At 32.8% G+C, this 22,335-nt stretch carries 22 protein-coding genes; 12 read left to right on the top strand and 10 right to left on the bottom strand.

Translation table 11 applies throughout. The features are described from left to right. Positions 1–8: 8 nt before the first annotated feature. The 3 genes from ABEB18_RS07450 to ABEB18_RS07440 all read right to left on the bottom strand — a co-directional run bounded on the left by ABEB18_RS07450 (position 9) and on the right by ABEB18_RS07440 (position 4,248). Positions 9–1,307, bottom strand: a complete 1,299-nt coding sequence (locus ABEB18_RS07450; RefSeq protein WP_348798587.1) for a glycosyltransferase family 4 protein — start codon at positions 1,305–1,307, stop codon at positions 9–11. Positions 1,308–1,352: 45 nt separating this feature from the next. Next, positions 1,353–3,791, bottom strand: a complete 2,439-nt coding sequence (locus ABEB18_RS07445) for a YfhO family protein (RefSeq protein ID WP_348798586.1) — start codon at positions 3,789–3,791, stop codon at positions 1,353–1,355. Between the two features lie 172 nt (positions 3,792–3,963). Further along, positions 3,964–4,248 carry a DUF4834 family protein gene (locus ABEB18_RS07440; protein ID WP_348798727.1) on the bottom strand — a complete coding sequence of 95 codons (285 nt, stop codon included), beginning with the start codon at positions 4,246–4,248 and terminating at the stop codon, positions 3,964–3,966. A 389-nt stretch (positions 4,249–4,637) separates the two neighbouring features. Here ABEB18_RS07440 and ABEB18_RS07435 point away from each other — a divergent pair, with 389 nt between their 5' ends. Continuing rightward, on the top strand, positions 4,638–6,503 hold the full coding sequence (locus tag ABEB18_RS07435; protein ID WP_348798585.1) for a DEAD/DEAH box helicase: 1,866 nt from the start codon (positions 4,638–4,640) through the stop codon (positions 6,501–6,503). 201 nt (positions 6,504–6,704) lie between these two features. Then, positions 6,705–7,472, top strand: a complete 768-nt coding sequence (locus ABEB18_RS07430; protein WP_348798584.1) for a carboxypeptidase-like regulatory domain-containing protein — start codon at positions 6,705–6,707, stop codon at positions 7,470–7,472. 149 nt (positions 7,473–7,621) lie between these two features. Here ABEB18_RS07430 and ABEB18_RS07425 read toward each other — a convergent pair whose 3' ends face one another. After that, positions 7,622–8,284, bottom strand: coding sequence for a TrmH family RNA methyltransferase (locus ABEB18_RS07425; RefSeq protein ID WP_348798583.1), 663 nt, complete (start codon positions 8,282–8,284; stop codon positions 7,622–7,624). Positions 8,285–8,420: 136 nt separating this feature from the next. On the opposite strand from ABEB18_RS07425, the gene ABEB18_RS07420 reads away from it, so the two are divergent. The 7 genes from ABEB18_RS07420 to ABEB18_RS07390 all read left to right on the top strand — a co-directional run bounded on the left by ABEB18_RS07420 (position 8,421) and on the right by ABEB18_RS07390 (position 13,796). Beyond that, the gene (locus ABEB18_RS07420) at positions 8,421–9,107 is read left to right on the top strand and encodes an SIR2 family NAD-dependent protein deacylase (protein WP_348798582.1); all 687 of its coding nucleotides are present in this window, start codon (positions 8,421–8,423) and stop codon (positions 9,105–9,107) included. A gap of 241 nt (positions 9,108–9,348) precedes the next feature. Next, a complete protein-coding gene (locus ABEB18_RS07415) occupies positions 9,349–10,041 on the top strand; it encodes a sterol desaturase family protein (RefSeq protein ID WP_348798581.1) in 693 nt (230 codons plus the stop codon). A 220-nt stretch (positions 10,042–10,261) separates the two neighbouring features. Further along, positions 10,262–11,008, top strand: a complete 747-nt coding sequence (locus tag ABEB18_RS07410; protein WP_348798580.1) for a hypothetical protein — start codon at positions 10,262–10,264, stop codon at positions 11,006–11,008. Between the two features lie 165 nt (positions 11,009–11,173). Next, the gene (gene pepT / locus ABEB18_RS07405) at positions 11,174–12,448 is read left to right on the top strand and encodes a peptidase T (protein ID WP_348798579.1); all 1,275 of its coding nucleotides are present in this window, start codon (positions 11,174–11,176) and stop codon (positions 12,446–12,448) included. 10 nt (positions 12,449–12,458) lie between these two features. Continuing rightward, positions 12,459–13,025, top strand: a complete 567-nt coding sequence (locus ABEB18_RS07400) for a YdeI/OmpD-associated family protein (protein WP_348798577.1) — start codon at positions 12,459–12,461, stop codon at positions 13,023–13,025. A 236-nt stretch (positions 13,026–13,261) separates the two neighbouring features. Beyond that, the gene (locus ABEB18_RS07395; protein ID WP_348798576.1) at positions 13,262–13,546 is read left to right on the top strand and encodes a hypothetical protein; all 285 of its coding nucleotides are present in this window, start codon (positions 13,262–13,264) and stop codon (positions 13,544–13,546) included. Further along, positions 13,515–13,796 (top strand): hypothetical protein, encoded by a 282-nt coding sequence (locus tag ABEB18_RS07390; RefSeq protein ID WP_348798575.1) that lies wholly within the window; start codon positions 13,515–13,517, stop codon positions 13,794–13,796. Before ABEB18_RS07395 ends, ABEB18_RS07390 begins: the two co-directional genes overlap by 32 nt. 73 nt (positions 13,797–13,869) lie before the next feature. Here ABEB18_RS07390 and yajC read toward each other — a convergent pair whose 3' ends face one another. From yajC to ABEB18_RS07375, 3 genes are all read right to left on the bottom strand, one after another. Beyond that, positions 13,870–14,145, bottom strand: a complete 276-nt coding sequence (yajC, locus tag ABEB18_RS07385; protein WP_348798574.1) for a preprotein translocase subunit YajC — start codon at positions 14,143–14,145, stop codon at positions 13,870–13,872. Between the two features lie 71 nt (positions 14,146–14,216). Next, complete coding sequence (nusB, locus tag ABEB18_RS07380; RefSeq protein ID WP_348798726.1) at positions 14,217–15,128, bottom strand: transcription antitermination factor NusB; 912 nt, start codon at positions 15,126–15,128, stop codon at positions 14,217–14,219. Between the two features lie 218 nt (positions 15,129–15,346). After that, a complete protein-coding gene (locus ABEB18_RS07375) occupies positions 15,347–16,453 on the bottom strand; it encodes a Glu/Leu/Phe/Val family dehydrogenase (RefSeq protein ID WP_348798573.1) in 1,107 nt (368 codons plus the stop codon). 203 nt (positions 16,454–16,656) lie between these two features. Between ABEB18_RS07375 and ABEB18_RS07370 the strand changes: the two genes are divergently transcribed. Together ABEB18_RS07370 and ABEB18_RS07365 are read left to right on the top strand one after the other, a co-directional pair. Continuing rightward, complete coding sequence (locus tag ABEB18_RS07370; protein WP_348798572.1) at positions 16,657–18,417, top strand: ABC transporter ATP-binding protein; 1,761 nt, start codon at positions 16,657–16,659, stop codon at positions 18,415–18,417. A 67-nt stretch (positions 18,418–18,484) separates the two neighbouring features. Beyond that, positions 18,485–18,865 carry a PUR family DNA/RNA-binding protein gene (locus tag ABEB18_RS07365; RefSeq protein ID WP_348798571.1) on the top strand — a complete coding sequence of 127 codons (381 nt, stop codon included), beginning with the start codon at positions 18,485–18,487 and terminating at the stop codon, positions 18,863–18,865. An 88-nt stretch (positions 18,866–18,953) separates the two neighbouring features. On the opposite strand, the gene ABEB18_RS07360 is transcribed toward ABEB18_RS07365, so the two are convergent. The 3 genes from ABEB18_RS07360 to ABEB18_RS07350 all read right to left on the bottom strand — a co-directional run bounded on the left by ABEB18_RS07360 (position 18,954) and on the right by ABEB18_RS07350 (position 21,729). Then, on the bottom strand, positions 18,954–20,072 hold the full coding sequence (locus ABEB18_RS07360) for a GTP cyclohydrolase (protein WP_348798570.1): 1,119 nt from the start codon (positions 20,070–20,072) through the stop codon (positions 18,954–18,956). A gap of 16 nt (positions 20,073–20,088) precedes the next feature. After that, positions 20,089–21,045, bottom strand: a complete 957-nt coding sequence (locus ABEB18_RS07355; protein ID WP_348798569.1) for a transporter — start codon at positions 21,043–21,045, stop codon at positions 20,089–20,091. 102 nt (positions 21,046–21,147) lie between these two features. Next, positions 21,148–21,729, bottom strand: a complete 582-nt coding sequence (locus ABEB18_RS07350; protein WP_348798568.1) for a non-canonical purine NTP diphosphatase — start codon at positions 21,727–21,729, stop codon at positions 21,148–21,150. A 3-nt stretch (positions 21,730–21,732) separates the two neighbouring features. Between ABEB18_RS07350 and ABEB18_RS07345 the strand changes: the two genes are divergently transcribed. Next, positions 21,733–22,299: a NanQ anomerase/TabA/YiaL family protein gene (locus ABEB18_RS07345; protein WP_348798567.1), complete on the top strand. Its 567-nt coding sequence runs from the start codon at positions 21,733–21,735 to the stop codon at positions 22,297–22,299. Positions 22,300–22,335: the final 36 nt, after the last annotated feature.

The following is a 22,335-nucleotide window of genomic DNA, read 5'->3' as shown; positions in this document are numbered from 1 at the left end:
TTTTCACTTTATCTTTTGGAATGAATCAATTGCGCTAATTCTTTGGTGAGGTTTTTTCTGGAATATTTTTGCAAACCTACACCATAACTTTGTAATTTTCCTTCTAAAAATTGATTGAAATATAAAGTAATTGTGTTTTTTAACTTTTCTTTTTCTGTATAATCAAAAAACACGCCTGTATTAGTCTCATTAATAATTTCTGCAAAATCTGAATCTTTTGGACCTATCGCAACTATTGGCCTATTAGAGACCATGTATTCAAATAATTTCCCAGGAATAATACTTTTGGTTTCATCTGAATTGATTTCGATGAGCAACAAAACTTGGGAATTTCGTTGATGTGCTACAGCTTCAGAATGCGAAACGTATCCCAAATTTTTCAAATATTCCTCTAATTTATATCTGGAAATAGTATCTAAAATTTCTTGACTTACCTTCCCGATTAATTTCAATTCAAAATACGTTTTAAATTGAGGAACCTCGTCAAGTAATTCGGCCAAAGACTCCCATAAAATGATCGGATTTCTTTCGGAAAGAAACGAACCAATGTGTGCTAAACTAAATTTAGAATCTAAACTAACAGGAGGTGTAACTTCGGTATCATAACCATTAGTAATAACAGTAATCGGTCTATTAGTAATTTCTTGAAATTCTATCTTAGTAGTTTTACTCGTCACAATCACTTGATCCGCAGTATTCAAAACTCTATACTCTAGTGCTTTATGCTTACGTTGTGCTTTTATCGACAATCTTAATTCTTTGTGATATCCAATCGTTGTCCACGGATCACGAAAATCAGCCAGCCAAATCAAATTTAATTTTTGCTTCAATTCCATCCCAATCAGATGCAAACTATGAGGTGGACCCGATGTGATGACTATATCAATAGAATTTTCAACAATAAATTTTTCTAAATAAGAAACTGATGGTTTCACCCAAAAAAAACGAGCGTCCGGAACAAAAAGATTTCCTCTTATCCATAATAAAGTCTTATCTAAAAAAGTTTGTTTCTTTTTGTTAGGAATAATCCCAGAACTAATAGTTTTGGTTTTATTTTTAGAAAAAAAAGAAGCCAACTGGTAAGGTTCAAAAATTTTATTCTTTACAACAATTACTTTTTCAGAAACTTCTTTTTCTAAATTGTCATCTATAATTGGGTAAGTTGGATTTTCAGGAACATAAACAATTGGCTGAATATCAAAATCAGGCAAATATTTAGCAAACTTAAGCCAACGTTGAACTCCAGGCCCTCCTGCTGGTGGCCAATAATAGGTTATAATAAGGACTTTTTTGGATTCTGATTTCAATTTTCAATAGTATTGATTGTTATAAAAATACACAATACAGCTTTTTTACAACATTTTATTTGGGTTAGCATCTATTTTCTTTCTCTCAACATACAAACCACCTACCAACAGGAACAACATCCCGATACTACTTATCAAAGTAATGGTACCACCCGTTTTTACAACTTGAGGGTCAAATTTAAACTCAATCTTATGATTTCCAGCAGGAACAACTATAGCTCTTAATACATAATCTGCTCTAATGATTGGAGTTTCTTTACCATCAATATAGGCTTTCCAGCCATTTTCATAATACATTTCAGAAAAAATAGCTAAACCATCATTGGCATTTTTAGAAGTATATTTCAAATTGTTGGGTTGATACGAATCCAAAGTAATGTTAGCCAAACTGTCTTTTACAAAATTTGAATTTTTGGTCTTGAATCTGGAACCAAACTCAAATTGATTAATAACTGCAACTTCTTTCGAATTAAATTTATCTAAAGCTTTCATTTCGCCATCTGCATTTTGCACCCAGTCTATTCTATTTACAAACCAAGCATTTCCATTGGCATCGGTATTGATAATAGGAGATTCATTACCTTCTTTGTCGGTTTGAATCACATATTTTACATTCAACATGTTCAAAATTTCCATGTTGTTTTTTGCAATTTGATAATCGAATAATTGCTGTATACGTTTTGGACGAACAGCGCTATATCCTCCTATAGCTTTATGAAAATAAGACGTTCTGGCTTGCATCAATCCCTGTATATCAAAAACTCTATAAATACTTGGATCTTGCAAAATAGCCTTATCGGTTGGGGTTTCATGAAAAGGAATTTCTACATCCCTCGCATTAACAAAATCTTTGTTTGAAACATAATTTTTATCCACAAAAAACAAATCGGCTATCATGAACATTCCAACTAAAATTATAGCTGTATTTTGAGCAATTTTATTTTTAGCAAACAACCATAAAATAGCTGATGAAATCAAAATAAAAAAACCTGAACGCAATAAATCAGCACTATACAAAGATTTTCTATCAGCAACCAAAGCATCTACAAAACTAGGCCCATAACTTTGCAGCAAATAACTATCACTTACCCCTGAGAAACTAAAAGTTCCTTTTATCAAAAACAACAGAATAATGATTCCTAGTCCAATACCTGCTGATTGCAACAATGGTTTTAACTGTTTTTCTTTTTCTAATTTAAAAAAAGACTGAAGTCCCATTATAGCCAATACTGGGAAACACAATTCTAGTACAACTTGTATAGAGGAAACTGCTCTAAACTTATTATACATTGGCACATAATCTATACTAAAATCGGTCAATGCTGGGAAATTTTTCCCCCAAGAAAGAATCAATGATACAAATGCGCCTCCTAAAAAAGCATATTTAATTTTTCGATCATCGATAAATAATGCTAAAACTCCCAAAAAGAAAACAACTGCACCAATGTAAGCTGGGGCAGAAACAATGGGTTGATCACCCCAATATGTTGGCATCGCAGATACATAATTAACAGCATCTGCTTCGGGTACACCTTGAGAAATCATGAACTCAAACATACTACTATCAGTACCCACTTTCTCATTATTGGAACCGCCAAATAATCTTGGTGCAATCAAATTAAAACTCTCAGCAATACCATAACTATATTCTGTAATATAATCTCTTGTCATTGCACCATCAGACGTACTTTTGGAACCATCAGGATTGAAGGACAAATCACTCTTACCACGAATACTAAAATTTGCATACTCCACAGTTGCTAATAAATTTCCTGCATTGGCTCCTACTGCCAAAATACCAGCTCCAAAAAGAGTACCGATAGAAATTAAAAGCGACTTGTATTCCTTTGCTTTAATTCCTTCGTAAATAAAATATCCTGAAATAATCAATAACAATATCAATAAATAGTAAGTCATTTGAAAGTGATTAGCATTGACTTCCAATGCTATTGCAAACATCGCCAATAAACCTCCCCAAATATATTTTTGCTGAAAAACCAGTATAAAACCAGCAACCACCAATGGCATATAAGCAATGGCGTGTGCTTTGGCATTATGTCCAACACCGAGAATGATAATTAAATAAGTAGAAAAACCGAAAGCAACTGCTCCAAAAAAAGCTTTGAGCGGATCGGTTTTCAAAACTAACATCAACACATAAAAACTTAGAAAATACAGAAACAGATAATCAGCCGGACGCGGCAAAAATCGTAATACATCATCGATTGCTCCAACATAATCGTGTGGATATTTTGCACCCAACTGATAGGTTGGCATTCCTCCAAAAGCTGAGTTAGTCCAATAAGGTTCTTCGTTATGAATAGCTCTAAAGTCATTTTGCTCTTTGGCCATACCAGTAAATTGAGCAATATCAGATTGGTAAATTTGTTTTCCTTGTAATACAGGAAAAAAATACAGACTTGAAACGATAACAAAACCAAGAATGGCAAGTAGATGCGGAAAGAACTTTTGAAGTTGCTTCATTAATATTTTAGATTTTTGATTAACGATTATAGATTTAAGATTTGTGTTCTGAATTTTCAGAATGGACTTTTAATAAGCAATATTAAGAATTTAATGATTTCAGATTATAATGATTGCAACTATTTTTTTGCAAATCAAAAATCAGAAATCATCAGTCAAAAATCAGAAATCATCAATCTATTTCCTCATAATCAACATAATCCCCTACTTTTTTAGTCTCGCGAGGATTTTTTCTATTGGCAGTTTCGGTTATAATTTCGTCATTATTTCGAGTTCTTTGCCAAGTTTTTTGTTGTGAATATTGTTGTTGCTGTTGTTGAAAATTTTGACCCGCCTTTTCAACAACCTTTTTTACCAATAAAGGCAAAAACAATCGCGCCAAAAATTTAAAAATATAATAGAAAACTATCATATAGAACAACAATTTTATAAAACCTGAAAAAGAAGCCGTTTGCATAATCAAATTATTTTTTAGCAAAATTAATAAATCAATATTGAAACTTTCAGGCATTTTCAAAATAACATTCTTAAAGAAATGATAAAATAAGCGTTCTATTAATACATTCAATCCAAAATAACAAATTCAATAATTACTTCTTAAAAAATCTAAATAAGTCAATTGAAGTATTATACGTATAAAAAACAGTTATTTCATTCATTTTTTATAACAAAAAAAAGAAAAACAAGACGCAATTTCACAGTAAAAATTCAATTTCAAAATTAGAAAAACAAAAAATAATTTGTAACAAATTGATTTTCAAAACATAATAAAAACCTAATTATTAAAAATGCATTAGTTTATGTTAATTATAAACAGTAATTTTGCACCCTATTTTAAATAAACATATGAATAAATTTGAACAATTAGGATTGAATGAATCGTTACTGAAGGCGATTTTAGATCTAGGATTTGAAAATCCGTCAGAGGTACAGGAAAAGGCGATTCCCCTATTATTGGAAAAAGATACAGATATGGTTGCGTTGGCTCAAACAGGGACAGGGAAAACGGCAGCTTTCGGTTTTCCGCTAATCCAAAAAATTGATGCCGACAATAGAAATACACAAGCATTAGTTTTATCGCCAACCCGCGAACTTTGTTTACAGATTACCAACGAACTTAAAAACTACTCTAAATACGAAAAAGGTATTCATGTGGTAGCAGTTTACGGAGGAGCTAGTATAACAGAGCAGGCTAGAGAAGTAAAAAGAGGAGCACAAATTATAGTAGCTACTCCAGGCAGAATGCAAGACATGATTAACAGAGGTTTGGTTAACATTAAAAACATCGATTACTGTGTACTTGATGAGGCCGACGAAATGTTGAATATGGGATTTTATGACGATATCTGCTCCATTTTAGCAGATACTCCTGACGAAAAAAGCACATGGTTATTTTCTGCAACCATGCCACAAGAGGTTGCTAGAATTGCAAAACAATTCATGAGTGAACCATTAGAAATTACTGTTGGTACCAAAAACTCAGGATCAGCAACAGTTTCTCACGAATTTTATTTAGTAAATGCTCGTGATCGTTACGAAGCTTTGAAACGTTTGGCCGATGCCAATCCGGATATTTTCTCAGTAGTATTTTGTAGAACAAAACGCGACACACAAGCTATTGCCGAAAAATTAATCGAAGACGGATACAGTGCAGCTGCATTACACGGAGATTTATCGCAAGCTCAACGAGATGGCGTAATGAAATCGTTCCGTGGAAGACAAATTCAAATGCTCGTTGCAACTGATGTAGCGGCTCGTGGAATAGATGTTGACAATGTAACTCACGTAGTAAACTATCAATTACCCGACGAAATCGAAACCTACAACCACCGTTCTGGACGTACTGGTCGTGCTGGTAAACTAGGAACATCAATCGTAATTGTAACAAAAAGTGAATTACGTAAGATTTCTTCAATTGAGAGAATCATCAAACAGAAATTTGTAGAAAAATCTATTCCATCTGGTATCGAAATCTGCGAAATCCAACTTTTGCACTTAGCCAATAAAATTAAAGATACTGAAGTTGATCACGAAATAGACAACTACTTACCTGCGATCAATGATGTTTTGGAAGGTTTATCAAAAGAAGAATTGATTAAGAAAATGGTTTCGGTAGAGTTTAACCGTTTCATTACTTATTACAAGAAAAACAGAGACATCTCTACTCAATCTGCAGGTTCAGACAGACGTGAGCGTGGCGATAGAGAATCAAGAGAAAACAGCAATGGTGGTGCAACACGTTATTTTGTAAACATTGGTTCAAGAGACAATTTCGATTGGATGTCATTAAAAGACTATTTAAAAGAAACATTAGATTTAGGTCGTGATGACGTGTTCAAAGTAGATGTAAAAGAAGGTTTCTCTTTCTTCAATACCGACCCAGAACACACTGACAAAGTAATGGATATATTGAATAACGTTCAGCTAGAAGGACGTCGTATCAATGTAGAAATCTCTAAAAATGATGGTGGCGGAAGACGCGACCACAACAACCGCGGAGGAAGACGTGATGCAGGAAGAAGAGAAGGTAATTTTGCACCAAGACGCGAAGGCGGTTTTAGAAGCGATAGAAACTCTGGCTCACGAGAAGGAGGTTTCAGATCCGAAAGAAGAGAAGGTTCCTCTAGAAGAGAAGGATCATCAGACAGAGCTCCAAGACGTTCTGAAAGTTTTGGCGATTCGTCAAGATCAAGAAGACCTAGAAGAGACTAATACTACAGTAGTATCTTATACAAATCTCCCGACATCGGGAGATTTTTTTTTTTAAACTAAACTCAATTTCTTAAAAAATCAAGACCAAACCCAAGCTCCTTTAAGTATTATCTCAACCCGATTGTTAATTTTCTTATAATTATAAAAGAACCTTAAAATATTAATTGTCGTTTTACTACTTTTAGCTTTTTAAATCAGTCTATGAGATATTTTATACTTTTTTTATTTCTTGTCACCTCTTTTAAATCAGTTGCCCAAAACACTGATGTTCCCCAAAAAATCACAGGAACCATCATCAGCGACAACACAGGAACTCCGTTAAGTAGCGTAAGCGTTATCAATATAAATCAAGTAACCGGAACAACAACCGACGACAATGGTAATTTTGAACTTGCCGTTGTTCAGAGTGACACACTTCACATCACCCTTTTGGGCTACGAATCTCTGCGTGTCCGTGTAACCAATGACTGGATCAAAAACAAAAAAACAACAATTCAGCTTACCCAAAAAGCAATACAACTAGACGATGTAATCATACAACCCTACATGCTAACAGGTTATCTTGAAATCGACTCTAAACTAATCCCTGTAAAAGAAGATTATCGTTACAGCATTTCTGGCTTAGGCTTGGGTTACGAAGCAGGACAATACTCTCCGGGAGCATTCGGCAAAGTACTCGGTTCTATATTCAATCCCGCAGACATGCTTTATAATTTCTTCGGAAAAAGACCTCAACAGCTCAAAAAACTCCGAGATCTAAGAAAAGACGATACCGTAAGAAATCTTCTAGAAAGCAAGTATGATCGAGAAACAATCTCGTTGCTACTTGGAGTCTCACAAGATGAAATTGGCGAAATACTAAGTCGTTGCAATTATTCTGATGCCTTCATAAAATCAGCCAATGATCTCCAAATTATGGATGCCATTAGCGGATGTTACGAACAATATAAAGTTCTCAAGAAAAAATAGTTCAAATGATTATTTGGGCGTGCCCCCGATAAAAAAAGGGCTTGTATAGCAACTGCTTACAAAGCCCTTTTTTTTATCGGGGTCGGGCTATCCGCGCTACTTCGGTAGCCTGCTTCTATCCCTCACGCAACAAACAACTCAAAAAAACCTTAGACTTTCAAATCATCATAATAACGTTTCTCAATTCTTTTAATATCTTTAATCGATTTCTTTGTCCAATCCAATCGTTTTTCTAAAATTTCAGCATCAGTCAATTTCCAATCTACAGCCGAATTTCGCAATCTATTAGTAATATCCTGAATAACAATTGCCGCCGAAACCGAAATATTCAAACTCTCAGTAAATCCAACCATCGGAATCTTCAAAAAACCATCTGCTTTATTCAAAACCGCCTCCGACAAACCATCTTTTTCGGTTCCAAAAAACAAAGCACTTGGCTTGGTAATATCAAAATCACCCAACATACAATCCTTTTCATGCGGAGTTGTAGCAATAATTTGATAACCTTTACTTTTCAAAACATCAACACAATTTGAAACACTATCGTATTTATAAATATCAACCCATTTCTGAGCTCCCATCGCAATTTCCTTATCAATTCGTTTTCCAAAACGCTCCTCAATCACATGCATTTCCTGAATTCCAAACACCTCACAACTACGCATCACCGCACTGGCATTATGCATCTGAAAAACATCTTCAACTGCAATTGTAAAATGTTTAGTTCTATTTTGTAAAACCTTCAAAAAATTTTCTTTTCTATTATCTGTCAAAAAACCTTCGAGATAATCAAGATAATCCATATCAACCATTGCAAAACTTTTTTTTTGGCAAAAATAGTAAAATGAGTAGCTTTATCCTATAATACCTTTTACAGATAAAAACCAAAGAACCTTTTTCAGTAAAAAACAATTAAGCCTAAATTAAAAATTTGCAATTCTATTCTATATGAAAAAGAAATTAGTGGTCCTTACAGGAGCAGGAATCAGCGCCGAAAGTGGCATCAAAACATTTCGTGATAGTGATGGATTATGGGAAGGCCATAATGTTATGGATGTTGCTACCCCAGAAGGATGGCATAAAAATCAATCATTGGTACTCGATTTCTACAACCAAAGACGCAAACAGTTAAAAGAAGTACAACCCAATATTGGTCATCAAACTTTAGCTGAACTTGAAAAAAAATTCGATGTACACATTATTACACAAAACGTAGATGATTTACACGAAAGAGCTGGCAGCACCAAAATTATTCATTTACACGGTGAATTACTCAAAGTGCGAAGCTCCAAAAATGACAATTTCATTTTAGACTGGCAAGACGATTTAAACATTGGCGATACCGATACAAACGGCCATCAACTCAGACCCCACATCGTTTGGTTTGGCGAACAAGTACCCGCTCTAGAAGAAGCTATTCTAATAACAGAACAAGCCGATTATTTTGTAGTAATCGGGACCTCGTTACAAGTATATCCTGCAGCTGGCTTAATAGATTACACACCAAAATCAACTCCTATTTATTATATTGACCCTAAACCGATAACAATTCCGAATCTAAGAAACCCATTAGAAATAATTCCAAATATCGCCTCAGAAGGGGTTTTGATTTTACAAGAAAAATTAATTCAATAAAACTCTATTAACCCGTTGGATGAAATTGGTTTTTGATTTTTATTTTTGTCAGTGCGAGTGTTTTTCGATAAAATTGTATCAAGAACCAAAAATTCAGAACTAAAAACGATTCTCGATACATATCACTTCGAGTACGGTACGTATCGAGAAGTTTTGTTTCATTTCACAACTCAAAAAAACTCAAATTGACGTTTTAAATAATTTCACTCAACAGGTCTTATTACTTTATAATTATTTACGTATGCCTTTAGAAAAATGGATCCAAGCACTTTCCAAATTCAGTCAATTAGAACTAATGGGATTGTTTTTTATCGAAAATACTGTATTAATACTCCTATCCATTTTAATTGGTAAAATCGTAGAATTCCAAAACACACAATTGGCAAGAAAAGATCAAAAATGGGTTATATCAACCTTGATTTGCAATACCTTTATTACGTATTTGGGATATCTTTTATTTAAAAATCAAATCATTACAATCAAATTTGAAAGCTCCTTTTCAACAATTATTTTAGACACTTTATTATTGATTTTCTTAATGGACTTTTTCATGTTTTGTTTTCATTATTTGGCGCACAAATTAAAATGGTTCAATCCTATACATCAACTACATCACACCCACATCGACACTAATGTCTATAGTTTATTTGTTTTAAATCCGATAGAAACTTTGGGATTTGGTTTTATTTGGCTCATCATAATTACCGCAATAAGTTTTGATGCTTTGAGTATAATGATTTACTTAATCCTAAATTTATCGTATGGTATTTTAGGCCATTTGCAAACCGATTTATACCCAAAATTTTGGAAGACTTCCAAAATAACAAAATGGATTTCGACAACACAATTCCATGCTACACATCACAAAAGTGAGCATCACAATTTTGGATTTTACTTTACAATTTGGGATTCTCTTTTTAAGACTAAACTTTAATTTATTCGTTCAATTTTTCTAAATAATCGAATCCAGTCGAATCAAAAAAAAAAATGCTAAACTGTAAGATTTATATATTAAAAAAAATTAATGCAAGAAAATAAACTAAAATTTTAACAAAAAATTAAAACATTTCGAAGTTAAAAAATCAAAAAGTTAAAAAAAAAGCTATATTTGTTTATCCTAAATTATCCAAAACAAAACCAAATACCTTTGAATTATGAATTTAAAACTAACATTTGCGATTGTATTTTTTGTTATTTCTCAAGCTTTTTTTGCACAAGAAACGGCTAGTTCAGAAACCATTTCGACTACTACAACTGGTGCCTCTACAACAGCTCCAATAGATTTTAAAAAACAAATACAGGAATTAAAAGAACAAGAGAAAGCGTATTTAGCCAAACAAGAAGCTGATAAAAAAGCAGCCAAAATAAAAATAGAAGCAGACAAAAAAGCAGCCGAAGAATCTCAAAAAGCAGCTGAAAAAGCAGCAAAAGAAGCTAAAGAAGCCGAAATAAAAGCAGCCAAAGAAGCCAAAGAAGCTGAAGAAAAAGCTGCCAAAGAAAAAGCAAATGCCGAAAAAGCACAAGCAGAAGCAGACAAAAAAGCGGCAGAAGCTGCTAAAGATGCTGCAAATAAGGCTGCAAAAGATGCGGCTATAGCTGCCAAAATTCAAGCCGAAGCCGATAAAAAAGCATCCGAAGAAGCCGAAAAAGAATCTAAAGAAAAAATAGCTAATTACAAAAAAGAAGCCGAAAGTGCCAAAGATGCCGAAGATAAATTAGCCAAAGAAATTGCAAAACTAAAAAAAGAAAAAGAAGATGCTGATAAACAATTAGCAGAATCTGCTAAATTAGCTCTGGAAAAATCAACTAAACTTGAAGAGCAAATTGCAAAAGCAGAAGCAGCCGCAGCAGAAGCAGCCGCAGCTCAAGCCAAAATTGAAGCTGAAAAAGTATCAAAATAAAAACCAAAACTCCAAAAACAAAAATCACAAACCACATTTAATTCTAACCAAATTAAATCTAAAAATCCGTTGCAAAACGGATTTTTTTGTTCTCAAAAAGTTCCAAAATTTCTACAATAAAACTGCTTTTTCTAAAATTATTATCTTTGCCAAAAATTAAATACCATGCAACACCTAATAGACCGCTTTGTAAGTTATATCACAATAGATACCGAATCGGATCCTCATTCAAACACAACCCCAAGCACGTCCAAACAATGGGATCTCGCAAATAAACTTGTTGAAGAATTAAAACAAATTGGACTACAAGATGTAACAATTGACGATAGAGCCTACATTATGGCTACACTTCCTAGCAATGTGGATCAAGAAGTACCAACGATTGGTTTTATTTCACATTTTGACACCTCACCAGATTTTAGCGGAGCCAATATAAAACCCCAAATAATTCCGAATTATGATGGCAAAGACATTGTTTTAAATAAAGAACAAAACATCATTCTGTCTCCATCTTATTTCAAAGATTTATTGCAATACAAAGGGCAAACATTAATCACTACTGACGGAACAACACTTCTTGGTGCCGATGACAAAGCTGGAATTACTGAAATTGTAACTGCAATGGAATTCCTAGTCAACAATCCCGAGATCAAACACGGAAAAATCAGAATCGGTTTTACTCCCGATGAAGAAATTGGTCGTGGCGCACATCATTTTGATGTCGAAAAATTTGGAGCCGAATGGGCTTATACCATGGATGGAAGCCAAGTTGGCGAATTAGAATATGAAAATTTTAATGCTGCAGGAGCCAAAATTACCTTTAAAGGCAAAAGTGTTCATCCTGGTTATGCCAAAGGAAAAATGATCAACTCTATGCTTATCGCCAATGATTTTATCAACGAACTCCCTAAAGACGAAACTCCAGAAAAAACAAAAGGCTATCAAGGTTTTTTCCACGTTCATCATTTATCTGGAAGCATTGAAGAATCCGTTTTAGAATTAATTATTCGTGATCACAACAAATTAAAATTTGAAAGAAGAAAAAATTTAATTCATAAAATAGCTAAAAAAATCAACAAACGTTTTGCCAAACAATTTGGTTCAGACATTGTAATTGCCGAAGTAAATGATCAATATTACAATATGAAAGAAAAAGTTCTTCCTGTTAAACATATTGTTGATATTGCCGAACAAGCAATGAAAGAAGTTGGAATCAAACCTATCATTAAACCCATAAGAGGCGGAACAGATGGTTCTCAATTATCCTACAAAGGTTTACCCTGTCCGAACATCTTTGCTGGTGGCCATAATTTTCACGGAAAATACGAATATGTTCCTGTAGAAAGTATGCAGAAAGCAGTCGATGTGATTGTAAAAATAGCCGAATTAACTGCTGGTGGAGCTTATCAACAAATGGAAGTCAAATCAAAAAAACGCTAATTCTTTTTTAATGATGAAAAACGAAAAATGGGAAACCGAAGTAGAACTTTTGAAAGCAATCATTTCCAAAACAGAATTGGTAGAAACCAATAAATGGGGTGGTTGTATATATGTGGACAATAACAACAGGAATATAATTGGCGTTGGAGGATTCAAAAATTTCTTTACAATTTGGTTTTTCAATGGAGCGTTTTTAAAAGACGAGAAAAAACATTTAATCAATGCTAATGAAGGAACAACAAAAGCATTGAGACAATGGCGGTTTACCTCCAAAGACGAAATTAATGAAAAGGAAATCCTATCCTATATTCATGAAGCGATGGAAAATGAAAAACAAGGTAAAATACTTAAGCCTGAAAAAACCAAAAGTGAAATTGTAATTCCTGAACTCCTGCAAAAAGAATTAGACTCTGATAGTAATTTAAAAGAAGCTTTTTCAAAATTCAGCCCTTACAAACAAAAGGAATTCATTGAATATATTGAAACAGCTAAAAGAGAAGAAACCAAAATTTCCCGTATCGAAAAAATAAAACCAATGATTCTAAACCATATTGGTCTGAATGATAAATACAGATAAAACAGAGTATACTTTATCTAATAAAAATCTCAAAACTGATGTTCAGTTTTGAGATTTTTTTATTTACATAAAAACCAACATTAGAGTAGAAAATCCCATTCACAAACAGCTCAGTAAAAACTTAACATTACAATATTTAATTATTCATTACATTTGTTAACATCTGCAAAATATTTACTTAACATTTAACATGATTGCAGATGATAATTCAACCATAACCGATCAAAAACACTATTATGTCTGAAAACAAAGAAGAAAACAACTTAGCCGAAACTACAGAAACGGCAAAAAGAGAAACCTCTGAAGCAACCCAACCTGAGGTTAAAAAAACAGTTACTAAAACGACTACGTCAAGATCTGCTGCAACAAAACCAGCCGCAACAAGATCTAGAGCCACAACTTCAAAATCTTCAACAACAAGTAGCACCACAACAAAACCAGTACCTGCTAAGTCTGCTACAGCTAGAACTAGTAGAACAAAAGCACCAGTTGCCACAATTACTACTACTCACCCCCCCTAAAGAAGAGGAAAAAACAGAAACGCCTATAGTTGAACCAGCCAAGTCTGTGGAAAATATAGAAACTACTATAGAAACAAAAAAAGATAAAAAGAAAAAGAAGAAAAAAAAGGCTAAGAAAAAAGAAAAGAAAAAAGCTAAAAAAGACAAAGCTAAAAAAGCAAAACTTAAAGCCAAAGCAGCTGCAAAAAAAGTCAAAAAGGCTAAAAAAGCTAAAAAAGCTAAAAAAAACAAGAACAAAAAGAAAAAATAGTTTTTGAAAACAAAAATCCCAAATTCCAATTTTAAATCGGAATTTGGGATTTTTTATTTAAGCCTTATTATTATTAGGCTTTCTTGTTTAAAGTCGCAGTCAATTCTAAAGAAATAGCAGAACGTTCCATTTTCAATTTTCCTGCCATAGTTTCTACAACCACAGTAGTATCAGCAAGCTCCGCAATTTTTCCGTGAATTCCGCTTTTGGTAATGATTTTATCTCCTACTTTTAATCCGTTTTCAAACTCTCTTTCATTTTTAGCTCTTTTTTGTTGTGGTCTAATCATAAAGAAATAAAGAACCACAAACATTAATAAAAACGGCAAAAACTGTTGTAATTGTTCCATAATTTTAAAAATTTAATTGTGTTGTTAATTGTTTATATTTAATAGAAATGAAGTTTTGTTTTATAAAAATCTTACATCAGTCCACGGCCAATTTTTACGATTCTTTTATTTCCTTCGAGTTCTTTTACCAAATTATCCAAAATTCCGTTGATGAATATACTACTTTTTGGAGTTGAATATTCTTTGGCTAATTCTAAATACTCATTCAAAGTAACTTTTACAGGAATTGAAGGGAACTTTAAGAACTCACAAATAGCCATTTTAAGAACAATCGTATCTATTTCGGCAATTCGCTCACTATCCCAATTTGGCGTTTTATCAATATATTCTTTAGCTAACTCTCTTTCGTTCAGAACAGTTCTTCTAAACAAATCTTTAGCAAAATCTCTATCTTCGTTGTCTTTATACAATTTTGGCACTCTGAAATTATCATTATCTCCCTGCTTAATTCCCTTCAACTGTTTAACTATTTGAGTATTTACCAAAGGAATATCATCGATCCAAGTTAATTTATCATCTTCCAGATAATCGTATAATTTTTCATTAGGAACAATAACTTCTGAAAAAATATCTACTATAAAAGCTTTGTCTTCTTCAAAAGTATTCACTCTGTTGCTCATATATTTTGCATACACATCGCTAGCTTTGATAGCATTAAGCAACAAAATAATATAATCATCATTTTTTGTCCAATTGTCGATCGAACGATTTTCTAAAGCAATACTTAGTGAATTATTTTCGGCTAGAATTTGAAAAATACTGTTCTTGATGAATTTTTCATTAGGATTACGCTCTTCCTTGGTTGCCAAATGTTTTTTACTCGATAATTGCAAAAAAACAGTTTCTTTTTTACAAATTTCGATCAACGAAGAAATCATAATAAGGTATAAATCTTGAATGGCGTCAATACTATGCATAAGGAATTTTTCCTCTTTTTCTAAATTATCAGAACCATTTTGATGCATTGCATAAATGGATTGCATGACTTTAACGCGGATGTGTCTTCTATTTACCACCTTGTAAGAACTTTTAAAATTAAGTCTGCAAAATTAAGACTTTCAACCATTATATAAAAATTTATAGCCGTTTATTTATACCGACATTTTCACTTTAAAATCGATAAAAAAAAAAAACAACCGCACCGATTCTGAACTATAAATCGATGCAGTTGTGTCAAAAAGTTAAAATATCGTGTAAAAAACTATTTTTTTGCGTTCTCAATTTTTCTCAAATCAATACGATTTTGAGCAATTGTTAATGCAGCTTGGTGAGTTGTAATACCATTTGTGATAGCATAATCAAAAATTTCCAAAGTTGTATTGTAGATATTTTCCGTTTTACTCATGATTTCGGCTTTACCATAATGCTCCAACTCTGCGTAAACATTAATGATTCCTCCTGCATTGATTAAGAAATCTGGTGCATACAAAATACCTCTTTCTTGCAAAATCAATCCATGCACATTTTCATTAGCCAATTGATTGTTTGCTGCTCCAGCAATTACTTTGGCTTTAATTTTGTTTACAGTAGCATCATTAATTGTTGCTCCCATGGCACAAGGTGCATAAATATCAACTTCTGCACTGTATAAATCATCGCCTGCAAAAATTTGAGCATTATATTTAGTAGCTACCTGATACAATCGTTCCTCATTAATATCAGTAATAAATACTTCAGCCCCATCTTTAGTCAAATATTCAACCAAAGTTTCTCCTACGTGTCCAATTCCTTGCACTAGTATCTTCTTACCTTCTAAGTTATCTGACCCAAATTGTTGTTTGGTGGCAGCTTTCATCCCCATATAAACACCAAAAGCAGTAATAGGAGATGGATTTCCAGAACCTCCTCTTTCTTCAGAAATCCCCGTAACATAAGGAGTAACATCACGTACCAAATCCATATCAGATGTCTCCATTCCAACATCCTCAGCAGTAATATATCTTCCACTTAATGAATGTACAAACTCACCAAACTTACGCATCAGCTCAGGCGTTTTTTGGGTTTTGGCATCACCAATAATAACCGCTTTTCCTCCACCAATATTCAATCCAGTAATCGCTGCCTTATAAGTCATTCCTCTAGAAAGACGCAAAACATCATTAAGCGCTTCCCATTCGTTAGCATAATTAAACATACGAGTTCCCCCTAAAGCTGGCCCCATAACCGAATTATGAATACCAATAATTGCTTTTAATCCTGTATCTTTGTCATTGCAAAAAACAATTTGCTCATGATCATTGAAAGACAATTGCCCGAAAACAGGATCCATTTTTTGAAGTTCTTTTGCTGTTGCAACAGTAGCATCCATAGTACTATTTTTAATTAGTTAAAAAATACGAATTTATCAAAAATACACCTCAAACGTACGTAAAAAATAAATATATCTTATTTAATTTATCTAAAAATAAATATATAATAATAAATTCACCGTGTTTTTATTTCAATACAATTGTTAAAATTTAATCATTAAAAGCGAAAAACAAATAATACAATACCGAATCTCTGATAAAAATGAAAGAATTACGCTATTTAAATAAATATTTCATCAAGTACAAATTCAGTTTTTCACTTGGCATTATTATCACCATAATCGCACAAATTTTTTCGCTATTCACACCAAAGCTCATCAGTAAGTCCTTTACAGAAATAGAAGCATTTGCCAAAAGCAACTCAGCCGACCCTAGCATTATCAGTCAACAACTGATTAACAATATTCTACTAATTATAGCCACAACAATTGTAGCTGGTTTTTTGACATTTTTAATGCGTCAAACATTAATTGTGATGTCCCGCCATATAGAATTCGATTTGAAAAATGAAGTTTTCCATCAGTATGAAAAACTATCGCAAAACTTTTATAAGCAAAACAGGACAGGCGATTTGATGAATCGTATTAGCGAAGACGTTTCTAAAGTCCGAATGTATGTTGGCCCTGCCGTTATGTATTCGATCAACACTTTTATTCGTTTTGCTATCGTAATAGGATATATGTACAATGTCTCTCCTAAATTAACTCTGTACACCATTCTACCTTTACCCATTTTATCGTATTGTATTTTTAAATTGAGTTCAGAAATCAACAAAAGATCGACTACTTTCCAACAATACTTATCAAAAGTTTCTAGTTACACCCAAGAAGTTTTTTCGGGAATTAGAGTCATAAAAGCATATTCACTAGAAGACCAGCACCAAGCTAACATTTCGGATTTGGCCAATGAAAGCAAGAACAAGAGTTTAAGTCTGGCCAAAGTTCAAGCTTTATTTGGCCCACTAATGATTGCTTTAATAGGCGTGAGCAACTTAGTGGTTATTTATTTTGGTGGTTTAATGTACATAGACGGAACCATAACAAGTATTGGAACCATTGCCGAATTTATACTTTATGTCAATATGCTCACATGGCCAGTAGCTTCATTGGGCTGGGTTTCATCTATGGTTCAAGAAGCCGAAGCTTCACAAAAACGACTAAATGAGTTTTTAAAAATTATACCTGAAATTCAAAACAAAAACAAAAACAGATCACAAATAGACGGTAGCATTCAATTTGAAAACGTAAATTTTACTTATGCTGATACGAATATAAAAGCGCTTCAAAACATTAGTTTTACTGTAAATAAAGGAGAAACGTTAGCCATTTTAGGAAAAACAGGATCTGGAAAATCGACAATTTTAGCGTTATTATCCAGACTTTATGAAGTATCCAGCGGACAAATCCTAATAGACAACACCGAGATTAGCCAGCTTAATTTATTCGATTTACGAAACCACATTGGGGTTGTACCGCAAGACGCTTTTTTATTTTCGGATTCTATCAAAAACAACATCAAGTTTGGAAAAGAAAACGCCAGCGATCAAGAGGTAGAAGCAGCAGCAAAAAGTGCTGTAGTACACAACAATATCATCGGATTTAAGAATGGCTACGACACCATTTTGGGCGAAAGAGGCATTACCCTTTCGGGTGGACAAAAACAACGTGTATCCATAGCAAGAGCCATTATAAAAAACCCTGCAATTCTGCTTTTCGACGATTGTTTATCTGCAGTTGATACCGAGACTGAAGAAGCCATCCTTAACAATCTTTTTGAGATATGCAAGAATAAAACTACCATAATTGTAAGTCACAGGGTATCCTCTGCCAAAAATGCAGATAAAATTATCATTTTAGAAGATGGAAAAATTATCGAACAAGGCACTCATAATCAATTACTAAACATCAAAGGTCATTATGCATCCCTTTATTTAAAGCAACTTTCAGAAAAAGAATTACTGTAAATGTTGGATAATAAATATATTTTTATGATTTTTGATTGCTATTAAATAAAATAATGACGATAAGATTATGAGAGAAAATGATATGTTAGAAAAGGAAGAAATATTTTCAAAAGTCTTAAGAGCCGGTAGAAGAACCTATTTCTTTGATGTCAGAGCTACAAAAGCTGATGATTATTATATTACCATTACTGAAAGTAAAAAATTTACCGAAGAAGACGGATCTTTTCATTTTAAAAAGCACAAAATCTACTTGTACAAAGAAGATTTTACTGCCTTTTCAGAAATTTTAGAAGACATGACTTCTTACGTTTTAAACCACAAAGGCGAAGAAGTAATTTCTGAGAGACACCAAAGAGATTTCAAAAAAGAATACACTATAGACAAGAACGAAGAGGATACTGTAAAAAGCACTTCTAGTTTTACTGACATTGATTTTGACGATATTTAATCAAAACCAATACAAATATAAAGTCCGATAATCATTAGATTCTCGGACTTTTTTTATTCTACAAATGCTCATCAAAAACTGTAAAATTTTACAATTCTTTTTTAAACGTTTTTCTTCTACAATAAATTACAGAATTAAAATCTCTCCAAAGCAACTGAACTGGTACATTATCCGCTAATTCAGGGGTTCTATAACACTGCTCTACTCCATTTTCAACAAAAACCTTATAATATTCATTAAAAATAATAGCCGTAACTCCTTTGTTTTGGTAATCTGGATGAACACCTATGAGATAAAACAACACTTCTTTACTGGAACGCTTAGCTTTTAGCAAATGTAAAAATCCAAAAGGAAATAATTTTCCATTTGCTTTTTGCAACGCTTTAGAAAAACTTGGCATTACAATAGCAAATGCTACAAGCCTTCCGTCTTTATCCTCAACATATTTTATATATTCTGGATTGATAAAACTGATGTATTTTTTCTTAAAATATTCCTTTTGAATATCAGAAATTGCAACAAACGAAGATAACTTAGAATAGGTTTCATTAAATAAATCAAACATTCGATCTACATAAGGCATCACTTCCTTAGTTGACTTAAAGTTAATTGGTTTTAGATTATATCTTTTTTTAATCAACTCATTTGCCTTCTCAAAAAATTCAGGTTTTGCATTCGAAAAAGGGAATTTATTTTCTACATATTCCTTTTCTTGTACATATCCCAATTTTTCAAAATGTTCAGCATAATAAGGATAATTATACCAAGTAACCATTGTCCCCAATTCATCAAAACCTTCGGTCATAACACCTACTTTGTCAAGGTTTGAAAAACCCATTGGCCCCTCAACATATTCGAGATTATTATTTCTGCCTATTTCATACACTTTTTCAAGAAGAGCTTTGGTAACTTCTACATCATCAACAACATCAAACCAGCCAAAACGAACTTTCTTTTTTTGCTGAATGTTTACCTCATCCCAATTGATAATTACAGCAATTCTACCCACCGTTTTATTATCTTTTTTGGCTATATAAAAAGTAGCTTCAGCACTTTGAAAAGCGGGGTTTTTGGTTTTATCAAAGGTTTCTAATTCCTCTGAAATCAATGGTGGAACCCAGTATGAATTTCCTTTGTAAAGAGAAAAAGGGAATTTTACGAATTCGATCATTTCATTTTTAGACTTGGCTTCTTGAATGGTAATCATTTATATCTAACGTAAATTAATTTTTAAATTTTGATTTTTTGGCAGCTTTTTTGGTTTTCGTTTTTTTAGCCATTTTTTTAGCTGTTTCTTCTTCTTTGGTTAAAAGATGAACTTCTTTATAGCGCCCGTCGTATCGCCACGAAACCCCAACTCCACCATAAAGAATCGAAGGTGTATTTTTAAAATTGGTACTTATTGACGCATCAACCTGCAAGTTTTTATGAATTAAATAAGCAGCGCCACCACGAACAATTGCATCACTATAAAAATCACTGTCAATCCCTTGATTTTCTACAAATACAGACCATTTTTCATTAATACCTTTTGTCAAAGTCAAAATATAACTCAAACTTGGGTAGTCTGTAGTAATGTAATTGTAAATAATATTGGTTACAAAAACCCAAGATCCGTCACCCAAATGGTTTTGCAAGATCAATGCTGCTTTTGGCGAAATTTCAGAATTAGGAGAAAAATAAAAAGGGTTGTTTTTTCCAGTAAAATTAGCTCCTCCAAAAACCGCTACAGCAGGAATTAATTGATGCCAATTAAATTTATGATTCGCTTTCCAACTATAAATATCTACTTCTTTTTTGTAGCCTTTGTTTGGATCATAAATTAAATATTTTGCTCCTAGGACAGCTTGTTTAAAATCGGCTCTATCATCAACATAAACAGGATAATTAAACGTTTCGTTCAAATATTGAACATCTGCAATAAATTCTAAATTTTCTAAAAATGCACCATAACGCAATTCTAGATCAATACCAAAACCATTAGCATTGTATCTGGATAAATTGTGTTCTTCTTGAATACCAAAAACTCCCGTTTCGAGTTGAAAAACCGTTTTACCAACGGCAAATGCCGACATGGATTCCCCTGGTCTGTTGGAGTTAATCTCGTCCGTATGCTGTGCATAATGTATGCCTGGAAGCACTAATAAAAGAGCTAAAAATATTTTTTTTACAGTAAACATATTGAATGATTTGGGTGAAAAACAATAACGTATTTCAAATGTACTATATTTTATTGTAACTAACATTTTGTTAAAAAATCTTCACGCATTTAAACCCTAAAACTATGTAGGATTATTACCTAAAAAAGCAATCAATTCCTGTGTAGCTTTGCCTCTGTGACTTATACTGTTTTTAGTCTCTAATGAAAGTTGAGCAAATGTCTCTGTATAGCCTTCTGGTCTAAAAATAGGATCATATCCAAAACCTTTGTCGCCAACTTTTTGCAATGTGATTTCTCCTCGTGCGATTCCCGTAAAAAGATATTGCTCCCCGTTTAAATTTAAAGCAATTACGGTTTTAAATTGTGCCTCTCGGTTACGAGCCTCTTTTAAATTCTGAAGCAATTTATCCATATTATCCTCAGCCAATTTTTGTTCGCCAGCATAACGAGCCGAAAAAACTCCAGGTTCACCATTTAAAGCATCAACTTCTAAACCCGTATCATCTGCAAAACAATCGTAACCATATTTTTGAGTAACATAATTAGCTTTCATAATCGCATTTCCTTCTATTGTATCAGCAGTTTCAGGAATATCTTCAAAGCAATTAATACTTTCCAAATTAACAATTTCGATACTAGCAGGCAACATACTCTGAATTTCTTTGATTTTGTTATTGTTGTTGGTTGCAAATACAATCTTCATCTTGTGGACATTAAATTTAGAAGCCAAAAATACATTTTTACTACCGATTACTATAAAAATAAGTTTCAAATCCGTATTTTCATACTACTTTTACGATTCAAACAATTCAATTCAACACCAATTATGATTATAGATTTTATAGAAAATTCGGCTCGATACGAAACCTTACATCCATCATTTAAAACTGCTTTTGATTATTTAAAACAATCCAACAAAGAGGCTTTAGATGGTTTGGTTGATGAAAAAGCTGGAGTTAAAATGTTTGCTTACAAAGGAGAAGGGAAAACCAAAGAAAAAAGCCTTGAAACATTTGAATGCCATGACAAAAACATTGACATTCAGTTTTGCATAACTGGAAGCGAAGGATTTTTATGGAAGCCTAGAGCAAAATGTGTTTTACCAAACGGAGATTACAATACCGAAAAAGATGTTCGCTTTTTTCATGACACCCCAGACACCTATTTCGAATTACAAGCCAGTCAATTTGTAATTTTCTTTCCAGAAGACGTTCATGCCCCTATGATTAGTGAAAATGATTTGGACAAAATTGTAGTTAAGGTATTGGTATAATTTAAGTTTTAATGTTATTCTTTTTGTTAATATGTA

The sequence above is a fragment of the Flavobacterium adhaerens genome, assembly GCF_040045115.1.
GTDB classification, from domain to species: domain Bacteria; phylum Bacteroidota; class Bacteroidia; order Flavobacteriales; family Flavobacteriaceae; genus Flavobacterium; species Flavobacterium adhaerens.
Note: the sequence above shows the minus strand (reverse complement) of the source record. Positions and strands in the feature narration are given on the sequence as shown.